Origin of the sequence: Kineococcus haloalkalitolerans, from assembly GCF_050871905.1 — a bacterium.
Lineage (GTDB): Bacteria > Actinomycetota > Actinomycetes > Actinomycetales > Kineococcaceae > Kineococcus.
Map to the genome: position 1 here is coordinate 86,092 of NZ_JBJLSH010000005.1, position 20,073 is coordinate 106,164.

Genomic DNA, 20,073 nt, shown 5'->3' on the forward strand with positions numbered 1-20,073 from the left:
GGTGGCGTTCGGCCCGGACCCGTGCCCCTCCCCGGCAGCCCGGGTCAGCGCGCCTGCTGCTCCCGGAACCACTCCACGGTGCGCTTGAGGCCGTCGGCCCAGCCGACCTGCGGCTCCCAGCCCAGCACGGTGCGCGCCAGCGTCGTGTCGGGCCGGCGCACCTGCGGATCGTCCACCGGGCGGGCCACGTACTCGATGGTGGAGGCGGACCCGGCGCCGGCGATGACGTCCTCGGCGATCTCCCGGACGCTCAGCTCCTCCGGGTTGCCGATGTTCACCGGGCCGGGGTGGCCGCTGGCGGCCAGCGCGAGGATGCCGGCGACCAGGTCGTCGACGTAGCAGATCGAGCGGGTCTGGGAGCCGTCGCCGGCGACGGTGACGGGCTCTCCGGCCAGGGCCTGGCGGATGAAGGTCGGGATGGCGCGCCCGTCGGCGGCGCGCATGCGCGGGCCGTACGTGTTGAAGATCCGCACGATCGCGGTGTCGACGCCGTGGGCGGTGCGGTAGGCCGTGGTCAGCGCCTCGGCGTAGCGCTTGGACTCGTCGTAGACGCCGCGCGGGCCGACGGGGTTCACGTGCCCCCAGTACGTCTCCGGCTGCGGGTGCACCTGCGGGTCGCCGTACGTCTCGGACGTGGAGGCCAGCAGGAACCGGGCGCCCTTGGCGCGGGCCAGCCCCAGGGCGTTCCAGGTGCCGGTGGCGCCGACCTTCATGGTCTCCAGCGGCAGCTTGAGGTAGTCCACCGGCGAGGCCGGGGAGGCGAAGTGCAGCACGAGGTCCACGTCGCCGCCGACGTGCACGTACTCGGTGATGTCGCAGCGCCGCAGCCGGAAGCCGGGGCGGTCGACCAGGTGGGCGACGTTGTCCGGCACGCCGGTGAGGAAGTTGTCGAGGCAGACGACCTCGACGCCGGCGTCGAGGAGCGCCTCGCACAGGTGGCTGCCGAGGAAACCGGCGCCGCCGGTGACGACGGCCCGGGAGAAGGTGCGCGGCTCCCGCGCCCGCTCCGGCGTCTGCTGCGACTGCTGCGTGTGCTGCACGCTGGGCATGCAACCACCCGCCGGCCCGCCGCGCGCGGCCGACGCGCCCGCGGGCCGCGCGGGGTGCGGGTCGCCGGCGGGCCGCTAGCGTGCCGCCGTGACCTCCCCCGCCCTGCCCGTGACCGTCGTGGTCGCCACCCGCGACCGGGCCGAGGACCTGCGCCGCTCCCTGCCCCGCCACGAGGCGCCGGTGGTGCTCGTCGACAACGGCTCGCGCGACGCGACGGTGGAGGTGGCGCGCGCGGAGGGGCGGCGCCGGCGCGAGGAGGGCCTGCCGCCGCTGATCGTGCTGGAGGCCGGGGAGAACCTGGGCGCGGTCGGGCGCAACCTCGGCGTGGGGGCCGCGGAGACGCCGCTGGTGGCCTTCGCCGACGACGACTCCTGGTGGGCGCCGGGGGCGCTGGTGCGCGCCGGGGAGCTGTTCGCCGCGCACCCGCGGATGGCGGTGCTCGCCGCGCGCCTGCTCGTCGGGCCGGCCGAGGAGCTGGACGGCGTGTGCGACGACATGGCCGCGGCGCCGTGGGGGCGCAGCGACGACCTGCCCGGCCCGGACGTGCTGGGGTTCCTGGCGTGCGGGGCGGTGGTGCGCCGCGAGCCGTACCTGGCGGTGGGGGGCTTCGACCCCGTCGTGCACTTCGCGGGCGAGGAGGAGCGCTTCACCTACGACCTGGTGGCCGCCGGGTGGGGCCTGGCGTACGTCGACGAGGTCGTCGCCCACCACCACCCCTCCCCCACCCGCAGCACCCCCGAGCAGCGGCTGCGCCTGCTGCAGCGCAACAGGTTGCTGACGGCGTGGATGCGCCGGCCGGTGCGCGTGGCGGCGCGCGACACCCTGCGGGCCCTGCGCGGGCCCGCGCACGAGCGCGGCGGGGTGCTGGACGCGGCGCGCCGGATGCCCGGCGCCCTGCGCCGGCGGCACCTCGCCGGCCCGGAGGTCGAGCGCCGGCTCGCGGTGATCGGCCGGTGAGCGCCCCCGGGACCTGGCCGGAGGAGCCGCTGGACGGCCCGCCCGACGCGCGGGTCACCGTCGTCGTCATCACCTGGCAGCGGCGCGAGGAGGCGCTGCTGGCGGTGCGCCGGCTGCTGGCGCTGCCCGAGCGCCCGCGGGTGGTGGTGCTGGACAACGGCTCCACCGACGGGACGGCGGCGGCGCTGCGCGCGGCGCACCCGCGGGGCGCGCCCGGCGCGGACCGCCTCGACGTCGTCGTGCTGCCGGAGAACCAGGGCGCGGTCGCCCGCAACACGGGCGTGGCGACGGCCTCCACGCCGTACGTGGCCTTCTGCGACGACGACACCTGGTGGGAGCCGGGGTCGCTGGCGCGCGCCGCGGACGTCATGGACGCCGACCCGCGGGTGGCGGTCCTGACGGCCCGCATCCTCGTCGAGCCCGGCTCGCGCGAGGACGACATCGTCGCCGAGCTGCGCGACTCCCCGGTGCCCGGCGTCCCCGGCCTGCCGGGCCCGGCGCTGGGCAGCTTCCTGGCGGGCGCGTCGGTGGTGCGCCGCGACGCCTTCCTGGGCGTGGGCGGGTTCTCCCGGCGGCTGTGGCTGGGCGGGGAGGAGGAGCTGCTGGCCGCCGACCTGGCCGCGGCCGGCTGGGAGCTGTGCTACCTGGAGGACCTCGTCGTGCACCACCAGGCGTCGGTGCTGCGCGAGTCGGCGCTGCGCCGCCGGCACGGGGTGCGCAACACGCTGTGGTTCACGTGGCTGCGCCGGCCGGTGCCGGCGGCGCTGCGGCGCACCGGGTTCCTGCTGTCCAGCGTGCCGCGGGACCGCGTCAGCGCGCTGGGCGTGCTGGACGCGGTCCGCGGCCTGCCGTGGCTGGTGCGGGAGCGGCGGGTGCTGCCCCCGCACGCCGAGGCGCGCTTCGCCAGTCTGGAGCAGGCGCAGCGCGAGTCGCGCTCCCGGCACTACGGCTGACCCCGCCGGCACCGCGCCGGGGGCGACCTCACCCGCCGCCACGGGCTGCGCCTCCCGGCCGGGCGGCCGGGGGCGGTCACCGTCCGCGCGGGAACCGCGGACCTCCGCGCACCCGGCACGGGCGCCTCGAGCGCCGTGGACCGCGCGGGAGCGGCGGGCGGGTCGTCGCCACCGCCCGCCCCGCCGTCCCGAGTACCGTCGCCGTCGGCCGCGGACGGCCACCTCGCCTCGACCTCGAGCAGCAGCAGGTCGACGAGGAGGTCCGCGACCGGGTCGGCCTCAGGTGCCGATCGCCTGCTGGTCATCGGCGTGCTGGACCTCGATGCGCCGCGGCTTGGCCTTCTCGGCCACCGGGACCCGCAGCGTGAGGACGCCCGCGCGGTAGCCGGCGCTGATCCGCTCGGTGTCGAGGTTGTCGCCGAGGATGAGCTGGCGGCTGAACACCCCGCGGGGGCGCTCGGCGGCGATCATCTCGTCGGTGCCCTCGTGCACGGGCCGCTGCGCCCGCACCGTCAGGACGTTGCGCTCGACGTCGAGCTCCACGGTGGACGGGTCGACGCCGGGGAGGTCGAACTCCACGACGAACTCGTCACCGCGCCGCCAGGCGTCCATCGGCATCACCGCCGGCCTGGCCGTGGTCCCCAGGAACTGCTGCGTCAGGCGGTCCAGCTCCCGGAAGGGATCGGTGCGCATCAGCATCGTCACCACCTCCGTCGTCGTCAGGAGATGCGCTGTGAACCCCGTGCCGGCCGGTCCCTGCCCGGTCGGCACAGCACTGTGTTAGCACTCCCGGCGCGCGCGTGCAAGAGGTGCGCGAGGATCGGTCGACCCACTGGACCTGCTGCGGCGCAACGGTTCCGGCAGGACCCGGACCGGGTCAGGAGATCTCGGCCAGCGCCCGCATGACCCGCTGCTCGCTGACCGGGTGCGCGGTGGCGACCCCCTGCGCGAACAGCTGCAGGCGCAGCTCCTCCAGGGTCCAGCGCAGGTCGGCCAGCTCGCGCGGCACCACGGGCCCGGCGCGGCGCACCCGGTCCGCCCACGCGTCGGCCACGCGGGAGAACTCGGCCATCCGCACCCGGTCGCGCTGCGGGTCGTCGGGCACCGCGGCCAGGCGGCGCCCGATCCCCTGCAGGTAGCGCAGCAGGTCCGGCAGCCGCGCCGGCCCGGCGTCGGTGACGAACCCGGGGTGGACCAGGCCGGTGAACTGCGCGCGCACGTCGGTCAGGGACGGCACCAGCGCCAGGCTCGTGGTCCGCGACATCGCCCGCTCCACCTCGGCGGCCGAGCGCAGCACGCGCAGCGTCCGCTGCACCGTCTCGGCCGTGGCGGCGGGCAGGCGGGCACCCACCCGCCGCGCCAGGTCGTCGAACTCCGCGCGCGCGCGGACGGGCCCGCCCTCGGCGTCCAGCAGCTCACCCACCGTCGCGACGAGGCAGTCCTCCAGGACGGCGGCGGCGCTGCCGTGCGGGGCGCGCGCCAGCAGCAGCTTGGCGTCGTTGGGCAGAGCGGCCTGCACGGCGCGCAGCGGCGAGGGCAGCACGAGCAGGAGCAGCCGGCGAACGCCGTCGCGGTGCGCGCGGCGCGCCTCCGCCGCGGTGGCGAACACGCGCAGGCCCACCGAGGCGCCCTCGTCGACCAGCGCCGGCCAGGAGGTCACCTCGGCGCCGCGCACGACGCTGGTGCGGGTCTCCGGGACGCGCTCGGGCAGGTCGTCCCACGAGCGCGCGCCGTCGACCTGCAGGTCGTCGGCGACCTCGGTGAGCGTCTCGCGCACCTGACCGGCCAGCCGCTCGCGCAGGGCGCCGAAGTCCTTGCCCCGCGCCAGCTCCCGCACCTCCCCGCTCGCGGGGTCCGGCGCCACCACCCGGTACGTGACGCGCAGGTGGTCAGGGACCTTCGCCAGGTCGACGTCCTCGAGGTATACCTCGGTGCCGTCGCCGAGGCGCGGCATCTCCCGCTCGAACGCGGTCCAGAAGTCCTCCGCGCGCGGGGTGACGCGCTGCAGGAACCGCGCCGCGACGTCGGGGGCGGGCACGAGGTTCTTGCGCAGCTGCTTGGGCAGGGCCCGCACCAGCGCCGTCACCAGCTCGTGCCGCAGGCCCGGCACCTGCCAGGCCAGGTCGCGGTCGTCGAAGCGGTTGACGACCTCCAGCGGCACCTCGACGGTCACACCGTCCTGCGGCGAGCCGGGCTCGAACACGTACGTCAGGGCCAGCTCCAGCGCCCCGGACCCGCTGCCCTGCACCCAGGTGCGGGGGAAGTCCTCCTCGCTGACGGCCGCGTCGTCCGCCACGAGCATCGCCGGGTCGAACGTCAGCAGCTCCGGCTGCTCGCGGCGCACCCGCTTCCACCAGGTGTCGAAGTGCCGGCCGGAGACGACCTCAGCGCCCACCCGGGCGTCGTAGAAGTCGAACAGCGCCTGGTCGTCGACGACGATGTCGCGCCGGCGGGCGCGGTGCTCCAGCTCCTCGGCCTCCTCGAGCAGCTCGCGGTTGCGGGCGAAGAACTCGTGGCGGGTCTCGAAGTCGCCCTCGACGAGGGCGTGCCGGATGAACAGCTCCCGCGACAGCTCCGGGTCGACCGACCCGTAGGCGACGGTGCGCCCGGCGACGACCGGCACCCCGTACAGGGTGACCCGCTCGGTGGCCACGACGGCGGCGCGCTTGCGCGACCAGCGCGGCTCGGAGTACTGCCGCTTGACGACGTGCTCGGCCAGCGGCTCGATCCAGCGCGGGTCGATCGCGGCGACGGTGCGCGCCCACAGGCGGGTCGTCTCGACCAGCTCGGCGGCGACGACCCAGTCGGGCGAGCGCCGGCCCAGCGCCGAGCCGGGGAACACGGCGAACCGGGCGCCGCGGGCGCCCAGGTACTCCTGCTGCGCGGGCCGCTCGCCGCGGCCGCGGCGGCGCTCGTCGCGCACCTCCTTCAGGCCGATGCCGCCCAGCAGCCCGGCCAGCAGGGAGCGGTGCACGGCGTCGGCGTCGTACAGGCCGGCGAAGCGGTCGCGCGGCCGCTCACCGGGCGCGGCGTCCGGCACGGCCTCCGCCTCGGGCAGGGGGTCCGGTTCGACGACCTCCATCCGCAGCTCGCGCTGGGCGATGCGCCGCAGCTGGGTGTACGTGTCCTGCCACTCGCGGATGCGCAGGTAGTGCAGGAACTCCGCCTTGACGGTGCGCCGGAACGCCGAGGAGGACAGCCGGCGCTGCTCGGCGCGCAGGTGGTGCCACAGGTTCAGCAGGCTGAGGAAGTCGGACTGCTCGTGGCGGAACCGGGCGTGCAGCTGGGCGGCGCGCTCGCGCTGCTCCAGGGGCCGCTCGCGCGGGTCCTGCACGCTGAGGGCCGCCACGACGACGAGGACGTCGTGCAGGCACCCGTTGCGCCCGCCCTCCAGCACCATCCGGGCCAGGCGGGGGTCGATGGGCAGGCGGGACAGGTCGCGGCCGGTGCGGGTCAGGCGCGGGCCGCGGTCGCCCGGCCGGGCCTCCTCCAGCGCGCCCAGCTCGGTCAGCAGCGCCAGGCCGTCGGCGACCGCGCGCCGCTCGGGCGGCTGGATGAACGGGAACGCGGCGATGTCGCCCAGCCCGAGGGAGGCCATCTGCAGGATGACGGCGGCCAGGTTGGTGCGCAGCACCTCCGGGTCGGTGTACTCGGGGCGGGAGAGGAAGTCCGCCTCGGAGTAGAGCCTGATGCAGATGCCGTCCGCGACGCGCCCGCAGCGCCCGGTCCGCTGGTTCGCCGAGGCCTGCGAGACGCGCTCGACGGGCAGGCGCTGCACCTTGGTGCGGGTGCTGTACCGGGAGATGCGCGCGGTGCCGACGTCGACGACGTAGCGGATGCCGGGCACCGTCAGGGACGTCTCGGCCACGTTGGTGGACAGCACCACGCGCCGGCCGCCGTGCGGGCGGAACACCCGGTGCTGCTCCTCGGCGGACAGCCGCGCGAACAGGGGCAGGACCTCCAGGTCGCGGAACCCCCGCTCCTTGCGCAGCCCCTCCACGGCCTCGGCGGTCTCGCGGATCTCGCGCTCGCCGGGCAGGAACACCAGCACGTCACCGGGGCCCTCGGCGGCCAGTTCGCGCAGCGCGTCCAGGACGCCCTCGGTCTGGTCGCGGTCGTCCTCGCGCAGCGCGGACGCCTCGGCGCCGTCGTCCCCCTCCTCGGGCTCCTCCACGAGCTCCTCGGCGGCCAGCGGCCGGTAGCGGACCTCGACGGGGTAGGTGCGCCCGGAGACCTCCAGGACGGGCGCGCCGCCGAAGTGCTCGGAGAAGCGCTCGGTCTCGATGGTGGCGGAGGTGATGACGAGCTTGAGGTCGGGCCGGCGCGGCAGCAACCGCGCGAGGTAGCCGAGGAGGAAGTCGATGGTGAGGCTGCGCTCGTGGGCCTCGTCGACGATGAGGGTGTCGTACTGCAGCAGCTCGGGGTCGCGCTGCACCTCGGCCAGCAGGGTGCCGTCGGTCATGACCTTGACGAGGTTGTCCTCGCCGACCTCGTCGGTGAAGCGCACCGAGTACCCGACGAGGGAGCCGGGCGCGCGGCCCAGGTCGGTGCCCAGCTCCTCGGCGACGCGCTCGGCCACGGCCCGCGCGGCGATGCGCCGCGGCTGGGTGTGCCCGATGCGCCCGCGCACGCCGCGGCCGACCTCCAGGGCGATCTTGGGCAGCTGGGTGGTCTTGCCCGAGCCGGTCTCCCCGGCCACGACGACGACCTGGTGCTCGCGCAGCGCGGCGGCGATGCGGTCCTTCTCCTGGCTGACGGGCAGCTCGGCGGGGTAGCGCAGCACCGGCACGGAGGCGCGCCGGCGCGCGGTGCGCTCCTCGGCCGCCGCGGTCTGCGCCGCCACGTCGGCCAGCAGCTCGTCCAGGTCGCCGGGCAGGGCCAGGCGCCGGCGCAGCCGCTGCTCCTCGCGCAGCGAGACACCCGCCAGGCGCTGCACGAGCTCCTCGACGCGCGGGTCGGCGGGCAGCGGGCGGCCGGCTCCCCGGGGAGCGCCCCGGGAGTCCGGGCGGGAGCGGGAGGGGCGACGGCGCGAGGGGCGGCGGGAGGGGGCGTCCGACATGGCGGGTCGAGTCTAGGTCCCCCACTCGCTCACCCGTTCGGAGCAACTTCGGTCACCGGGGGTGAGCGAAACGGGTGACTCGCTTGTGCGGCGTCCCCCGACGGCCTCACAGTCGGTCGCGGACCGTCACCGGGGGGCGACGGCCGGAAGGCGCCACCGCGCCACGGGAGGAACACCATGAGCACGCTGAAGAGCCGCACCAGCACCCGCACGAGCGCCCGCCGGACCCGCGCCCTGGCCGCCACCGCCGGCGCCCTCGTCGCCGCGGGCGCCCTGGCCGGTGCCGCACCCGCGTCCGCCGCCGGCGCGCCCGACCTCGTCGTCACGGCCGTCTCCTGGGGGCCGTCCTCGCCCGTCGTCGGCGCGCCCGTCACCTTCCGCGCCACCATCGCCAACCGCGGCACCGCCGCCACCCCGGCCGGGGTCGTGCACGGTGTGCAGTTCAAGGTCGACGGCGTCATGACCACCTGGTCGGACTCCTCCACCGCGGCGCTGGCGCCCGGCGCGAGCCGCACCGTCACCGCCAACGGCGGCCCGGCCGCCACCGCCGTCTGGACCGCCACCGCCGGCGCGCACCGCATCACCGCCGAGGTGGACGACGCGCGCCGCATCGCCGAGTCCGACGAGCGGAACAACCGCCTCGAGCGCACGCTGACCCCCCGCGCCGGGAGCGCCACCGTCTCCAGCGAGGTCGTCGTCGCCGGCACCGGCAGCGACCGCTGGGTGAGCGTGCGCAGCACCCTGGGGCCGTCCACCCGCCCCAGCTACGTCTCCTCGCGGCTGTCCGGGACCCTCAGCGCCGCCTGCTTCGACGCCCGGGGCACCGCCGTCGCCGGCACCGTCCGGGACCTGGGCCGCGTCGCGATCGGCGACACCGCCGCCGGGCCGTTCCGCTCCTCCCCCGACGCCGTCTACGCCGTCGCCGACGCGAACCCCGCCCCCGTGACCCTCACCGCCGACGTGGTCCTGCGGGCCGTCCTGCGCGACCGCGCCGGCGACCTGGCGGGCCTGGGCTGCGCGGGCGGCACCACCGCCGGGTTCGCCCGCTGGAGCGTGGACTCCCTGACCACCCAGCGCCGCAGCCTGGTCGACGACGCGGTGATGGCCACGGCCACCTCCACCGACCGCGTCACCTACGCCTTCCCCGCGCCCGCCGCCTGACGCCCGCCGCTGGGCGCCCGGGACGTCCCCGGGCGCTCAGCGCAGGCGCGGCAGGACGGCCTCGCCGAACACCGGCAGGTCGGCGAGGTAGTCGGGGAAGACGAGCATCAGCCCGTCCAGCCCGCCGGCCCCGACGTGCTCGAGCACCTGCTCCACGACGAGGTCGGGCCCGCCCACGACGACGGCCGTCTGGAACGCCTCGTGCGCCTCGTCGCCGGCGGTCATCGACATCGCCCGCTCCAGCGGCAGGCCCCACGACAGCTTCATCGCGGTGATGGCCTCGCGGTCGTACCCGCGGCCGTACTCGGCGAACCGGCGCCGCGCGGCGGCGTCGGTCTCGTCCAGGACCACGGTGAGCATCGCGTACGTGCGGATGCTGCGCCCCCGCTCGGCGGCCAGGCGCCGCACCTGCGCCGCGGCCACCCGCAGCCCCTCGACGTCCTCGGCGGTGAGGAACGAGCCGTCGCAGTGCTCGGCCTGGAACGCCAGCCCGGCCGCCGAGCGCCCGGCGCTGACCACCCGCGGCCGGCGCGCGGGGTGCGGGCGCGAGGTGCAGTCGTCCAGCGTGAAGAACTCCCCCCGCGCGGTCACCGACGGCTCGGTCCACAACCGGTCGACCAGCCGCATCCACTCGTCGGTCATCCGGTAGCGGTCCGCGTGGCCCTGCGCGGCGTCCCACAGCCCCATCTGCGAGAACTCCCGCTCGTAGGCGCCGACGACGACGTTCAGGCCCGCCCGCCCGCCGGAGACCTGGTCGAGGGTGGCGAACACCTTGGCCGCCACGGCCGGGTGCACGAGGTTCGTGTGCACCGTCGCCCACACGCCGACCCGCTCGGTGGCCTCGGCCAGCGCCGCCATGAGCGTCACCGACTCCAGCGTCTCGCCCCAGTGGTCGGTGCGCCCGCCGTACCCGCGCCACTTGGCCATCGACATGACGAAGTCCATGCCCGCCTCCTCGGCGAGCAGGGCGGCGCGCTTGTTGTGCTCGTAGGTGGCCGGCGGGCGCGGCGCGGTGTCGGAGACGATCCAGCCGCCGCTGGCGACCGGCAGGAACACCCCGAACTCGGTACCGGCCCCGGACGCGCTCACGGCACCGGCCACACGAGTTCGCCCGCCCCGTCGTACAGCGCGGGCACGACGTCGGGGTCGGTGAACGAGGCCGGGTCCGGCGCCGCGGGGATCTGGCCCATCTGGACGAGGAACTCCGCCTCGGTCCTCATCAGCTCCTCGTCCAGCGTGCCCAGCGGCTGCCCGTCGGGCAGGGAGGAGTCGACCAGCCCGCTCTCGACCTCCCACACCGCGGCGTTGTGCTCCTCGTCGTACCCGGCCTGCGCGCGCTCGGCCGCGTAGCCGACGCACTCGGCGGCGTTCTCCTCGCAGTAGGAGTACGCGCGCAGCTGGGCGCGCAGGAAGTCCTCCACGGCCGTGCGGTGCTCGGCCAGGAACGCCGGGTTCACGATCGTCGTGGCGATCGAGCCCGGCACCCCGTAGTCCTCCGGGTCCCACTGCACGACCTCCTCGCCCAGCTCGGCCAGGGTCAGCGGCTCGTTGGACTTGTACCCGGTTAGCGACTGCACCTGCCCGCGCACCAGGACGGTCGGGTCGTAGCCGACGACGACCTGCGTGACGCGGTCCACGTCCACGCCGTCGGCGCGCAACATCGCCTCGATCGTGACCGGCAGGGCGCCCTTGTGGCCCAGCGTGGTGCCCTCCAGCTGCCCCAGCGAGGTGACCTCCGGGCCCGTCATCAGGGTGGCCACGGGCACGTGCCCGAACGTGGCCACGGCCGTGACGTCCACGCCGTTGGCGACGTTGACGAGGACGTCGGCGTTGCCGGCGATGGAGCTGACCTGCGCGGTGCCGGCGGCCACCAGCTGCGCGTTCTGCGCCGTCTCCCCCGTGCCCGGCTGCAGCTGCACGTCCAGGCACACGGCGTCGAAGTACCCCAGCGCCTCCGCGGCCACCGGGTCGAGGATGCTGGCCGAGGCCTGGAACTGGTAGCCGGTGACGTAGGTGACCGTCCCCGCCTCCCGGTTGGCCGCGCAGCGCTCCTCGCCGACCGCCGAGCCCTGCTCGGCGCGCTCGGCCGGGGGCGCTCCGCCGTCCCCCTCCCCACCGCCACCACCGCCGCAGGCGGCGAGCAGCAGGGCGGCGCTCAGGGCACCGGCGAGCGCGGCGCCGCGGCGGCGGGCGGGCGCGGGACGGGGGGTGGGCGGCACGGCTGCTCCTGGGTCGGGGTGCGGGGGTCCGGGGGTCCGGGCGGTCGTCACGTCGGGCGCTGCGACTCGTGCCATCCCAGCACGCGCCGCTCGACGGTGCTCACGAGCAGCAGCAGCAGCGCCCCCAGCAGGGCCAGGCACGCGATCGCCGCCCACACCGTGCCCAGCTGGGAGTTCGAGGACGCCACGCTGATGACGGTGCCCAGTCCGCGGGTCGCCCCGGCGGCCAGCAGCTCGGCGACGACCGCGCCCACCAGCGACAGCGGGAAGGCGACCCGCAGCGCCGAGAACAGGTACGGCAGCGCGTACGGCACCCGCACCCGCAGCAGGACGTCCAGCCTGCTCGCGGCGACCGTGCCGAACACCTGCAGCACCGGCCGCGGCACCGACCGCAGCCCCGTCGTGGTGTTCATCAGCACCGGGAAGAACACGACGAGCGCGGTGACGACGACCTTCGGGGTCATCCCGAACCCGAACGCCACGATGAGCGCCGGCACGACCGCCACCACGGGGGTCACGTTGAGCACGACGGCCAGCGGCATGACGGCGCGGCGCAGCAGCGCGGACTCCGAGACCGCCACCCCCAGGCAGAACGCGGCGACGGCGCCCACCAGCAGGCCCAGCAGCGCCTCGCCGAGGGTCGTGGCCGCGTTGGCCGCGTAGAACCCGGGGTCACCGGCCAGCTCGGAACCCACCGCCGACAACCGCGGCAGCACGTAGGGGTTGTCGCGGGCCACGAGCGTCCAGACGGCGCCCGCCGCGAGCAGCGCGACGACGGTGGGCACCCACGTGCGCGGGTGCAGGGCGGACCTCACCGGGCGGCACCGGCCGGCGGTGCGTCCCGCACGTCCCGGGCCCCGTCCTGCGTCCACGCCGAGCCCAGCGCGACCCGCACCCGGTGCTCCATCTCGTGCATGGCCGCCGAGTCCAGCTGGTCGTGGTGGCGGGGGCGGGACAGCTCCACCTCCAGCACGGCCTCGACGCGGCCCGGACGGGCCATGACGACGACGGTGTCCGAGAGCAGGACCGCCTCGCTGACCGAGTGGGTGACGAACAGGACCGTGGTGCGGTGCTCCTGCCACACGTCGAGCAGCTGCAGCTGGACCGCCTCGCGCGTGAACTCGTCCAGGGCCGAGAACGGCTCGTCCATGAGCAGGACGTCCGGGCGCAGCGCGAACGCCCGCGCGATGGCGGCGCGCTGGCGCTGCCCGCCGGACAGCTCGTGGGGGCGCCGGTGCAGCAGCCCGCCCAGCCCGAGGCGCTCCAGCAGGGCCACCGGGTCCACCGGTGCGCCGCCCCGGCCGGCGCGCCGCGGGGCGCGGCGGTTCACCCGGTCCAGCACGCGCACGTTGCCCAGCACGTCCAGCCACGGCAGCAGGGCCGGCACCTGCGGGACGAAGCCGACCATCTTGCGCTCCGCGGCGCGCGCCGGCGGCTCGCCGCACACCGACACGGTCCCCGCGTCCGGCTGCTCCAGCCCGGCCACCAGCCGCAGCAGGGTCGACTTGCCGCAGCCGGAGGGCCCGATGACGCTGACGAACCGGCCGCGGGGCACGTCGAGGTCGACGTGGCTCAGCGCCGTCGTCGCGCCCGGCCCGGAGCCGTACGTCTTGCAGGCGTCGGCGACGCGCAGCCCGCCGCCGTCCGGCGGGCCGGGCGCGCCCACCCGCTGCTGCGACCCGTCCTCCGGCACGCTGCGACCCTACCCACGGCGGTCGTGAGCGCCCGGCGGCCGGTCCGCCGGCCGGTCCGTCAGGACGCCGACGCCACCGCCGCGTCGACGCGGACGCGGTCGCGCCCGGCGGCCTTGGCCGCGTACAGCGCCCGGTCGGCCGCCGCCAGCAGGGCGGCCGCGTCCCCGGCGGCCGCGGCGTCGTGGACGGCGACGCCCACGGACACCGTGGGGCGCACCGCCTCCGCGGGCGCGGCGGCGACGGGCACCTCGAGGGCGGCGCAGCGGCGGCGCACGTCCTCGGCGCGCTCGCGCGCGGCGGGCGCCGGGACGCCGGGCAGGACGAGGACGAACTCCTCCCCGCCGAAGCGGGCGACCACGTCGCCGGAGCGCGCGCAGGCCCGCAGGGCACCGGCGACCGCCACGAGGACGGCGTCGCCCACGGGATGGCCGTGGGTGTCGTTGACGCGCTTGAAGTGGTCGACGTCGATGACGAGCAGGGCCACCGGGCGCCCGGTGTCCTGCGCCTCGCGCAGCGCCGCGGCCAGCGCGCCGTCGAGGAAGCGGCGGTTGTGCAGGCCGGTCAGCGGGTCGCGCACCGACTCCTCGGCCAGCTGCGCGCGCAGCCGGTCGATCTCGGCGAGCTGCTCGCGCAGGCGCGTCGTGGCGCCCACGGCCTCGCTGACGTCGCGCACCACGACGACCCGGCCCAGCGAGCGGCCGCGCCGGTCGGAGACGAGGGTGGTGCGCACGTCCAGGTGCAGGCCCGGCCGCGCCTCGACGGTGCGTCGCGAGGCCCCGCCGGGCAGGTCGCCCAGCTGGTCCGGGCCGAGGACGCGGTCGGCGGCCAGGCCCACGAGGTCCGCCTCCACGTCCGGTCGCACGCGCCGGGCGAGCTCGCGCGCGGCGGGGTTGGCGTCCACGACGTGCCCGGCCGCGTCGACGACGAGGACCCCGTCGGCGATGGTGTCCACGACGACGTGCCGCGCCACGGGCACCACCTGCAGCAGGCCCCGGTGCAGCACCGCCCGGGCGCACAGCAGACCGGTGACGGCGAAGAGCAGCGGCGTGACGTCCTGCCCGCCCACCAGGTCCGGGCGCGCCACGGTCACGAGGTTCCCGGCCACGGGCACGAGCGCGCTCAGCAGGACGGCGGTGAACTGGGGGCGCAGCGCGGCCGCGGCCGACCACCAGGCGCGCACCAGCACGGCCAGGCCGCCGGCCAGGACCGTGTAGCAGTAGGCGCTGTGCACCCAGAACAGCGGCCCGAACGCGAAGGACATCCGCCCGTCGACCGGTGCCAGCCGGGTGTACCAGGCGGTGCCCGCGCCGGCGGCGTCGGCCACCAGGGTGGCGGCGAGCAGCGACGGGACGGCCGCCAGGACCCACCGGGTCGCCGGACGCAACCGCACGTGCGGGTCGACCAGGGTGCGGCACAGCAGGTGCAGCGCCGTCACGACGACCCACACGCCCAGCAGGGAGCAGCGCACCGCGGTCGACTGCACGAGCGGCGCGGCGGCCAGCTGCACGACCGCGTTGCACGCCGACCACCAGGTCAGCCCCGCCATCGCGGCAGCCAGCGCGGTGGCCGCCGGGGTCGAGGAGCGCCGTCGCCACGCGACCACGCCCGTGCGGGCGCAGACGGCGGCGGACAGCACGAAGGCAGCGCCCATCAGCAGCTCCACGCCGGTCCCCCCTTCTCCTCCCCGGGACGTCGGCACGGCGGGCGGCCGGCTGGATGCTCCGAGCGGGCGTCAGAGGGCCGCCCGCAGCAGGGACAGCGCGAGCAGCGCCATGACGACGGCGACGCCGGCGTCCAGGACGCGCCAGGCGGCGGGCCGGGCGAACACCGGGCGCAGCCGGGCGGCGCCGTGCCCGAGGGCGGTGAACCACAGCGCGCTGGCGACCGCGGCGCCGCCGGCGAACCACCACTGCCGCCCCGCGTGGGACTGCGCCACCGAGCCGAGCAGGACGACGGTGTCGAGGTAGACGTGCGGGTTCAGCCAGGTCAGGGCCAGCGCGGTGGCGGCGGTGGCGCCCGCCGACGCGGGCGGCGCGGTGCCCGCGGCCTCGAGCGCGCCGGGGCGCACGGCCCGCCGGGCGGCCAGGACCGCGTAGGCGGCGAGGAAGGCGGCTCCGGCCAGGCGCACGGCGTCCAGCAGGGCGGGACGGGCGCCCACGAGGGCCCCGGCGCCGGCCGTGCCGGCGGCGATGAGGACGACGTCCGAGAACGCGCACACCGCCACGACCAGCCCGACGTGCTGCGCGCGCAGCCCCTGGCGCAGCACGAAGGCGTTCTGCGCGCCGATCGCGACGATGAGGGACAGGCCGAGGCCGAGGCCGGAGGCGGCGGCGAGCAGGGCGGGGACCACCCGGCGACCGTAGGAGCCGGTGCTCCTGAAGCCCAGCTCACGTTCCTGTCGCAGCCTTAGCATCGCTTCCGTGGACCCGGCACCGGACGTCGACCTGGGTCAGCTGCGGGCGCTGCGCGCCGCGGTGGACGAGGGCAGCCTGGAGGCCGCCGCGCGCGTCCTGCACGTGACGCCCTCGGCCGTCAGCCAGCGGCTGCGCGCTCTGGAGGTCGCCACCGGCCGCGTCCTGCTGGTGCGCAGCCGCCCGGTGCGGGTCACGGAGTCCGGGCAGGTCCTCCTGCGCCTGGCCCGGCAGGTCGAGCTGCTGAGCACCGACGCGCTCGCCGAGCTGGGCGGCGCGCACGGCGCCCCGAGGCCCGGGCCCTCCGTGCCGACGCTGCCGATCGCGGTGAACGCCGACTCCCTGGCCACGTGGGTGCTGCCGGCCCTCGCCCCCCTGGCGGGCTCGGTGGCCCTGGACCTGCACCGCGACGACGAAGGCCGCACGGCGGACCTCCTGCGCGACGGCACCGTCGTGGCGGCGGTCACCACGGAGCCCGACCCCGTGGCCGGCTGCTCGGTGACGGCGCTGGGCGCTGTCCGCTACCGGCCGGTGGCCTCGGCGGCCTTCGCCCGCCGGTGGCTGCCCGGCGCGCTCACCGCACCGCCGGGCCCGGCTGCGCTGGCCGGCGCCCTGGCCACAGCGCCCGTCGTCGTCTTCGACCGCGCCGACGACCTGCAGCACCGCTGGCTGCGCCGGGTCGCCGGCCCCGACGCCGCCCCGCCCGTGCACCACGTGCCCGCCTCGGCGGACTTCCTCGCAGCGGTCCACCTCGGCATGGGCTGGGGGATGCTGCCGGACCTGCAGGTCGGCGCCGGCGGCCCGGACGAGCGCTCGGGCCTGGTCGTGCTGGACCCGGCCGGGGCGGTGGACGTCGCCCTGCACTGGCAGCAGTGGAAGCTGCGCTCGCCCGCGCTGGACGCGGTGACGCGCGCCGTGACGGACGCCGCGCGCCACCACCTCGTGCCGCCGGGGCCGGCGTGATCGGGTGGGTCCCGGCGGTGCTGGGCGCGCTGGCGGGGCTGCTGCTCGTGTACGCGCTGGCCCTGCTGCTGCTGTGGCGCCTGAGCCCGCCGGAGGCGACGCTGCGCGAGGCGCTGCGCCTGCTGCCGGACCTGCTGCGCCTGGTGCGCTCCCTGGCCGCCGACCGCGCCCTGCCCCGGCGGGTGCGCGTCCACCTCGTCCTGCTGCTGGGGTACCTGGCGCTGCCGTTCGACCTCGTGCCCGACGTCGTGCCCGTCCTCGGGTACGCCGACGACGCCGTCGTGGTGGCCCTCGTGCTGCGCGCCGTCGTGCGGGCCGCCGGGCCGGACGCCGTGCGCCGGCACCGGGCGGGCACCCCGGTGGGGCTGGACCTCGTCCTGCGCCTGGCCGGGCAGCGGGAGCGCTGAGCGCCCGGGAACGCGGAACGGGCGCCGTCCCCTGGACGACGCCCGTTCCGGACGAACCTGTCGGGCTGACAGGATTTGAACCTGCGACCCCTTGACCCCCAGTCAAGTGCGCTACCAAGCTGCGCCACAGCCCGATGGCTCCTGCGCACCCCATCGGGGTGGCCGAGCCGGGTAGAACCCTACCTCACCGCCGCCGCTTCTCCCGCACCCGCACGCTCAGCTCGATGGGGCTGCCGGTGAAGCCGAATTCCTCGCGCAGGCGGCGCTCCAGGAAGCGGCGGTAGCCGGCCTCCAGGAACCCCGTGGCGAAGACGACGAACCGCGGCGGGCGCGTGGAGGCCTGCGTGCCGAAGAGGATGCGCGGCTGCTTGCCGCCCCGGACCGGGTGCGGGTGGGCGGCCACGACCTGGCCGAGGAAGCTGTTCAGCCGCCCCGTCGGCACGCGGGTGTCCCAAGACTCCAGCGCCGTGTCCAGCGCCGGCACGAGCCGCTCCAGGTGCCTCCCAGTCATCGCCGAGACGTTCACGCGCGGCGCCCACGTCGTCTGCACCAGCTCGCGCTCGATCTCGCGCTCCAGGTAGTGCCGGCGCTCCTCGTCCGTCAGGTCCCACTTGTTGTAGGCCAGCACGAGGGCGCGCCCGGACTCCACGACGGTGGAGACGATGCGCACGTCCTGCTCGCTCATCGGCTGGCTGGCGTCCAGCAGCACGACGGCCACCTCGGCCTTCTCCAGCGCCGCCTGCGTGCGCAGCGAGGCGTAGAAGTCCGCCCCGCGCGTCAGGTGCACGCGCCGGCGGATGCCCGCGGTGTCCACGAAGCGCCACGTGCGCCCGCCCAGCTCGATGAGCTCGTCGACGGGGTCGCGGGTCGTGCCCGCCGTCGGGTGCACGACGACGCGGTCGGAGCCGGCGAGCTTGTTGAGCATGCTCGACTTGCCGACGTTGGGCCGGCCCAGCAGCGCCACCCGGCGCGGGCCGCCGGACGGCGCGGCCCCGCCGACGGCCGAGACGGCCGGCAGCAGCTTCACGGCCGCGTCCAGGACGTCGCCCGTGCCGCGCCCGTGCAGCGCCGAGACCGGGTACGGCTCGCCCAGGCCCAGCGACCACAGCTCGGTGGCGTCGGCCTCCTGGCGGGGGCCGTCGACCTTGTTGGCCACCAGGACCACGGGCCGGCCGGAGCGGCGCAGCAGCCGCACGACCTGCTCGTCGGTGGCCGTGGCGCCCACGGTGGCGTCCACGACGAACATCACGGCGTCGGCCAGCTCGACGGCCACCTCGGCCTGCTCGGCGACCTGCGCCGCCATGCCCTCGACCTTCTGCTCCCAGCCGCCGGTGTCCACCAGCGTGAAGTCGCGGCCCGCCCAGGACGCCGGGTAGGTCACGCGGTCGCGCGTCACCCCGGGCACGTCCTCCACGACGGCCTCGCGCCGGCCCAGGATCCGGTTGACCAGCGTGGACTTGCCCACGTTGGGCCGCCCGACGACGGCCAGCACCGGCAGCGGGGCGCGGGCGCCCTCCTCGGCCTCGCCGGGGCCACCGGACTCCAGCAGCGCGACGTCCTCCGGGGAGAGGTCGTACTCCTCCAGACCGGCGCGCAGCGCGGTCTCGACGTTCGCGTCGTCCGCCTCGGGTGCGGGGGTCGTCTCGTCGGTCACGGTCGGCCTCCCGGCACGTCGTCGGACGCCATGTCCCCGAGCCCCAGCTCGTCGGCGTCCACCTCCTCGGGCAGCTGCACACCGGTGCGCTGCAATGATTCCAGCACGTGCGCGGACAGCTCCTCGCGCACCTGGTCGACGGCCCGGGCGAGCGCCACGCGCCCCGGGACGCCGGGTTCCTGCTCGACGCGGAACGGCTCGCCGAAGCAGAAGTGCAGCCGGCGGCGCAGCGGCGGCAGACCGCTGCGCTGCCCCGGCCGGTGGGCGCCCAGGCACGCCACCGGCACGACGGGCGCCCCGGACTTCAGCGCGATCCACGCGATGCCCGAGCGCACCGAGGACGCGTCCCCGCGCCCGCGCGTGCCCTCGGGGAACACCCCGGCGGCCCCGCCGTCGGCCAGCACCTGCAGCACCGCCTGCAGGGCCTCGCGGTCGCCGCGGGTGCGGTCGATGGGGATCTGGCCGGCGCGCAGCAGCGCCCAGCCGACGACGCGGCCGGGCAGCGACTGGTCGGCCCGGAACATCTCCTGCTTGACGAGGAAGTGCGCCGGCCGCGGCGCCACCCCGTACAGCAGGGGGCCGTCGACGATCGAGGCGTGGTTGGCGGCGAACAGCACCGGGCCGGTGGCCGGCACGTGGTGCGCGCCGTGGACCTTCCCGGCCCACACGCCGCGCGCCAGGGCAGTGCCGATCCAGCGCGTCCACGCCTGCGGCTCGCGGGGCACGAACCCCGGGGCGCTCACCGCGCTCACCGGGCCGCGCCCTCTGCCGGGCGCAGGCCCGTGCGCTCGGCGACCAGCTGCAGCAGGGCCGCGACGGTGCCCTCGAAGTCCAGGTGGGTGGAGTCCAGCGTCGTGACCCCGTCGGCTGCCGTCGTGAACGCCGTCGTGCGCGCGTCGACCGCGTCGCGCTCGACGACGGCGCGCCGCACCGACTCCAGGGCGGCGGTGTCCGCGCTGCCGACGTCCTGCCGGGCCCGGCGGGCCAGCCGCACCGACTCGTCGGCGGTCAGCAGCACCCGCACGTCGGCCTCCGGCGCCACCACGGTGGTGATGTCGCGGCCCTCGGCCACCACCCCGGCGCGCGCGCCCGGCGCGGGAGCGGCGCAGGCCGCTTCGACCAGGGCCCGCTGGCGCAGCACGAGGTCCGCGCGCACCGCCGGCACCGCGGCGACCGCGCTGACCGCGGCGGTCACCTCCGGCGTGCGCACGGCGGCGCTCACGTCCTCCTCCGCGCCGTCGGCGCCGACCACGGCCACGCCGGGCGCGGCGGGGTCGGTGCCCATCCGCAGCGCGACCGCGCGCACGTGCGCGGCGACCGCGTCGCCGTCGGCCAGGTCGACGCCGGCGCGCAGTGCCGACCACGTCACCGCCCGGTACATGGCGCCGGTGTCGAGGAACGCCACGCCCAGCGCGCGGGCCGCGGCGCGGCTGACGCTGGACTTGCCCGAGCCCGAGGGGCCGTCGACGGCCACGACCACGGGCGTACCCGGTGCGGGGGCCGCGCCGCCGGGGGCGTCCGCGCGCGCGGTGGAGGAGGTGTCGC

The 20,073-nt window shown here is 76.8% G+C and carries 17 protein-coding genes and 1 tRNA gene; 5 read left to right on the forward strand and 13 right to left on the reverse strand.

The window, feature by feature from the left end:
- Positions 1–44: 44 nt before the first annotated feature.
- The gene (locus ACRYMY_RS03990; RefSeq protein WP_432545969.1) at positions 45–1,049 is read right to left on the reverse strand and encodes a UDP-glucuronic acid decarboxylase family protein; all 1,005 of its coding nucleotides are present in this window, start codon (positions 1,047–1,049) and stop codon (positions 45–47) included.
- An 88-nt stretch (positions 1,050–1,137) separates the two neighbouring features.
- Here ACRYMY_RS03990 and ACRYMY_RS03995 point away from each other — a divergent pair, with 88 nt between their 5' ends.
- Positions 1,138–2,007, forward strand: a complete 870-nt coding sequence (locus tag ACRYMY_RS03995) for a glycosyltransferase family 2 protein (RefSeq protein ID WP_432545970.1) — start codon at positions 1,138–1,140, stop codon at positions 2,005–2,007.
- Positions 2,004–2,960: a glycosyltransferase family 2 protein gene (locus ACRYMY_RS04000; RefSeq protein WP_432545971.1), complete on the forward strand. Its 957-nt coding sequence runs from the start codon at positions 2,004–2,006 to the stop codon at positions 2,958–2,960. Before ACRYMY_RS03995 ends, ACRYMY_RS04000 begins: the two co-directional genes overlap by 4 nt.
- A 279-nt stretch (positions 2,961–3,239) precedes the next feature.
- Here the strand turns inward: ACRYMY_RS04000 and ACRYMY_RS04005 are convergent, their stop codons facing one another.
- Together ACRYMY_RS04005 and hrpA are read right to left on the reverse strand one after the other, a co-directional pair.
- Positions 3,240–3,659, reverse strand: coding sequence for an Hsp20/alpha crystallin family protein (locus tag ACRYMY_RS04005; RefSeq protein WP_432546012.1), 420 nt, complete (start codon positions 3,657–3,659; stop codon positions 3,240–3,242).
- 178 nt (positions 3,660–3,837) lie between these two features.
- Positions 3,838–8,019 carry an ATP-dependent RNA helicase HrpA gene (gene hrpA, locus ACRYMY_RS04010; protein ID WP_432545972.1) on the reverse strand — a complete coding sequence of 1,394 codons (4,182 nt, stop codon included), beginning with the start codon at positions 8,017–8,019 and terminating at the stop codon, positions 3,838–3,840.
- 177 nt (positions 8,020–8,196) lie between these two features.
- Here hrpA and ACRYMY_RS04015 point away from each other — a divergent pair, with 177 nt between their 5' ends.
- Entirely contained in the window at positions 8,197–9,180 is a 984-nt protein-coding gene (locus ACRYMY_RS04015) for a CARDB domain-containing protein (protein ID WP_432545973.1), read from the forward strand.
- A gap of 36 nt (positions 9,181–9,216) precedes the next feature.
- Here the strand turns inward: ACRYMY_RS04015 and ACRYMY_RS04020 are convergent, their stop codons facing one another.
- From ACRYMY_RS04020 to ACRYMY_RS04045, 6 genes are all read right to left on the reverse strand, one after another.
- On the reverse strand, positions 9,217–10,269 hold the full coding sequence (locus ACRYMY_RS04020) for an LLM class flavin-dependent oxidoreductase (protein WP_432545974.1): 1,053 nt from the start codon (positions 10,267–10,269) through the stop codon (positions 9,217–9,219).
- Positions 10,266–11,399, reverse strand: a complete 1,134-nt coding sequence (locus tag ACRYMY_RS04025) for an ABC transporter substrate-binding protein (protein ID WP_432545975.1) — start codon at positions 11,397–11,399, stop codon at positions 10,266–10,268. Before ACRYMY_RS04025 ends, ACRYMY_RS04020 begins: the two co-directional genes overlap by 4 nt.
- A gap of 47 nt (positions 11,400–11,446) precedes the next feature.
- Entirely contained in the window at positions 11,447–12,214 is a 768-nt protein-coding gene (locus ACRYMY_RS04030) for an ABC transporter permease (protein ID WP_432545976.1), read from the reverse strand.
- The gene (locus tag ACRYMY_RS04035; RefSeq protein ID WP_432545977.1) at positions 12,211–13,092 is read right to left on the reverse strand and encodes an ABC transporter ATP-binding protein; all 882 of its coding nucleotides are present in this window, start codon (positions 13,090–13,092) and stop codon (positions 12,211–12,213) included. The genes ACRYMY_RS04030 and ACRYMY_RS04035 overlap by 4 nt, the downstream gene beginning before the upstream one ends.
- A 59-nt stretch (positions 13,093–13,151) precedes the next feature.
- The gene (locus ACRYMY_RS04040) at positions 13,152–14,756 is read right to left on the reverse strand and encodes a GGDEF domain-containing protein (protein ID WP_432545978.1); all 1,605 of its coding nucleotides are present in this window, start codon (positions 14,754–14,756) and stop codon (positions 13,152–13,154) included.
- 69 nt (positions 14,757–14,825) lie between these two features.
- Complete coding sequence (locus ACRYMY_RS04045) at positions 14,826–15,443, reverse strand: LysE/ArgO family amino acid transporter (protein WP_432545979.1); 618 nt, start codon at positions 15,441–15,443, stop codon at positions 14,826–14,828.
- Positions 15,444–15,513: 70 nt separating this feature from the next.
- On the opposite strand from ACRYMY_RS04045, the gene ACRYMY_RS04050 reads away from it, so the two are divergent.
- Together ACRYMY_RS04050 and ACRYMY_RS04055 are read left to right on the forward strand one after the other, a co-directional pair.
- On the forward strand, positions 15,514–16,467 hold the full coding sequence (locus ACRYMY_RS04050) for a LysR family transcriptional regulator ArgP (RefSeq protein WP_432545980.1): 954 nt from the start codon (positions 15,514–15,516) through the stop codon (positions 16,465–16,467).
- Complete coding sequence (locus ACRYMY_RS04055; RefSeq protein WP_432545981.1) at positions 16,464–16,874, forward strand: DUF1232 domain-containing protein; 411 nt, start codon at positions 16,464–16,466, stop codon at positions 16,872–16,874. The genes ACRYMY_RS04050 and ACRYMY_RS04055 overlap by 4 nt, the downstream gene beginning before the upstream one ends.
- Before the next feature lie 60 nt (positions 16,875–16,934).
- Here the strand turns inward: ACRYMY_RS04055 and ACRYMY_RS04060 are convergent.
- The 4 genes from ACRYMY_RS04060 to cmk all read right to left on the reverse strand — a co-directional run bounded on the left by ACRYMY_RS04060 (position 16,935) and on the right by cmk (position 20,008).
- Positions 16,935–17,008 (reverse strand) — tRNA-Pro (locus tag ACRYMY_RS04060).
- Positions 17,009–17,058: 50 nt separating this feature from the next.
- Positions 17,059–18,528 carry a ribosome biogenesis GTPase Der gene (gene der / locus ACRYMY_RS04065; protein WP_432545982.1) on the reverse strand — a complete coding sequence of 490 codons (1,470 nt, stop codon included), beginning with the start codon at positions 18,526–18,528 and terminating at the stop codon, positions 17,059–17,061.
- The gene (locus ACRYMY_RS04070; protein WP_432545983.1) at positions 18,525–19,280 is read right to left on the reverse strand and encodes a lysophospholipid acyltransferase family protein; all 756 of its coding nucleotides are present in this window, start codon (positions 19,278–19,280) and stop codon (positions 18,525–18,527) included. Before ACRYMY_RS04070 ends, der begins: the two co-directional genes overlap by 4 nt.
- The gene (gene cmk, locus ACRYMY_RS04075) at positions 19,277–20,008 is read right to left on the reverse strand and encodes a (d)CMP kinase (protein WP_432546013.1); all 732 of its coding nucleotides are present in this window, start codon (positions 20,006–20,008) and stop codon (positions 19,277–19,279) included. Before cmk ends, ACRYMY_RS04070 begins: the two co-directional genes overlap by 4 nt.
- Positions 20,009–20,073 lie beyond the last annotated feature (65 nt).

Bases quoted from the DNA above. Each gene is read 5' to 3' on its own strand.
- ACRYMY_RS03990 (WP_432545969.1), bottom strand. From the start codon at position 1,049: ATGCCCAGCGTGCAGCACACGCAGCAGTCGCAGCAGACGCCGGAGCGG.
- ACRYMY_RS04005 (WP_432546012.1), bottom strand. From the start codon at position 3,659: ATGCTGATGCGCACCGATCCCTTCCGGGAGCTGGACCGCCTGACGCAG.
- hrpA (WP_432545972.1), bottom strand. From the start codon at position 8,019: ATGTCGGACGCCCCCTCCCGCCGCCCCTCGCGCCGTCGCCCCTCCCGC.
- ACRYMY_RS04015 (WP_432545973.1), top strand. From the start codon at position 8,197: ATGAGCACGCTGAAGAGCCGCACCAGCACCCGCACGAGCGCCCGCCGG.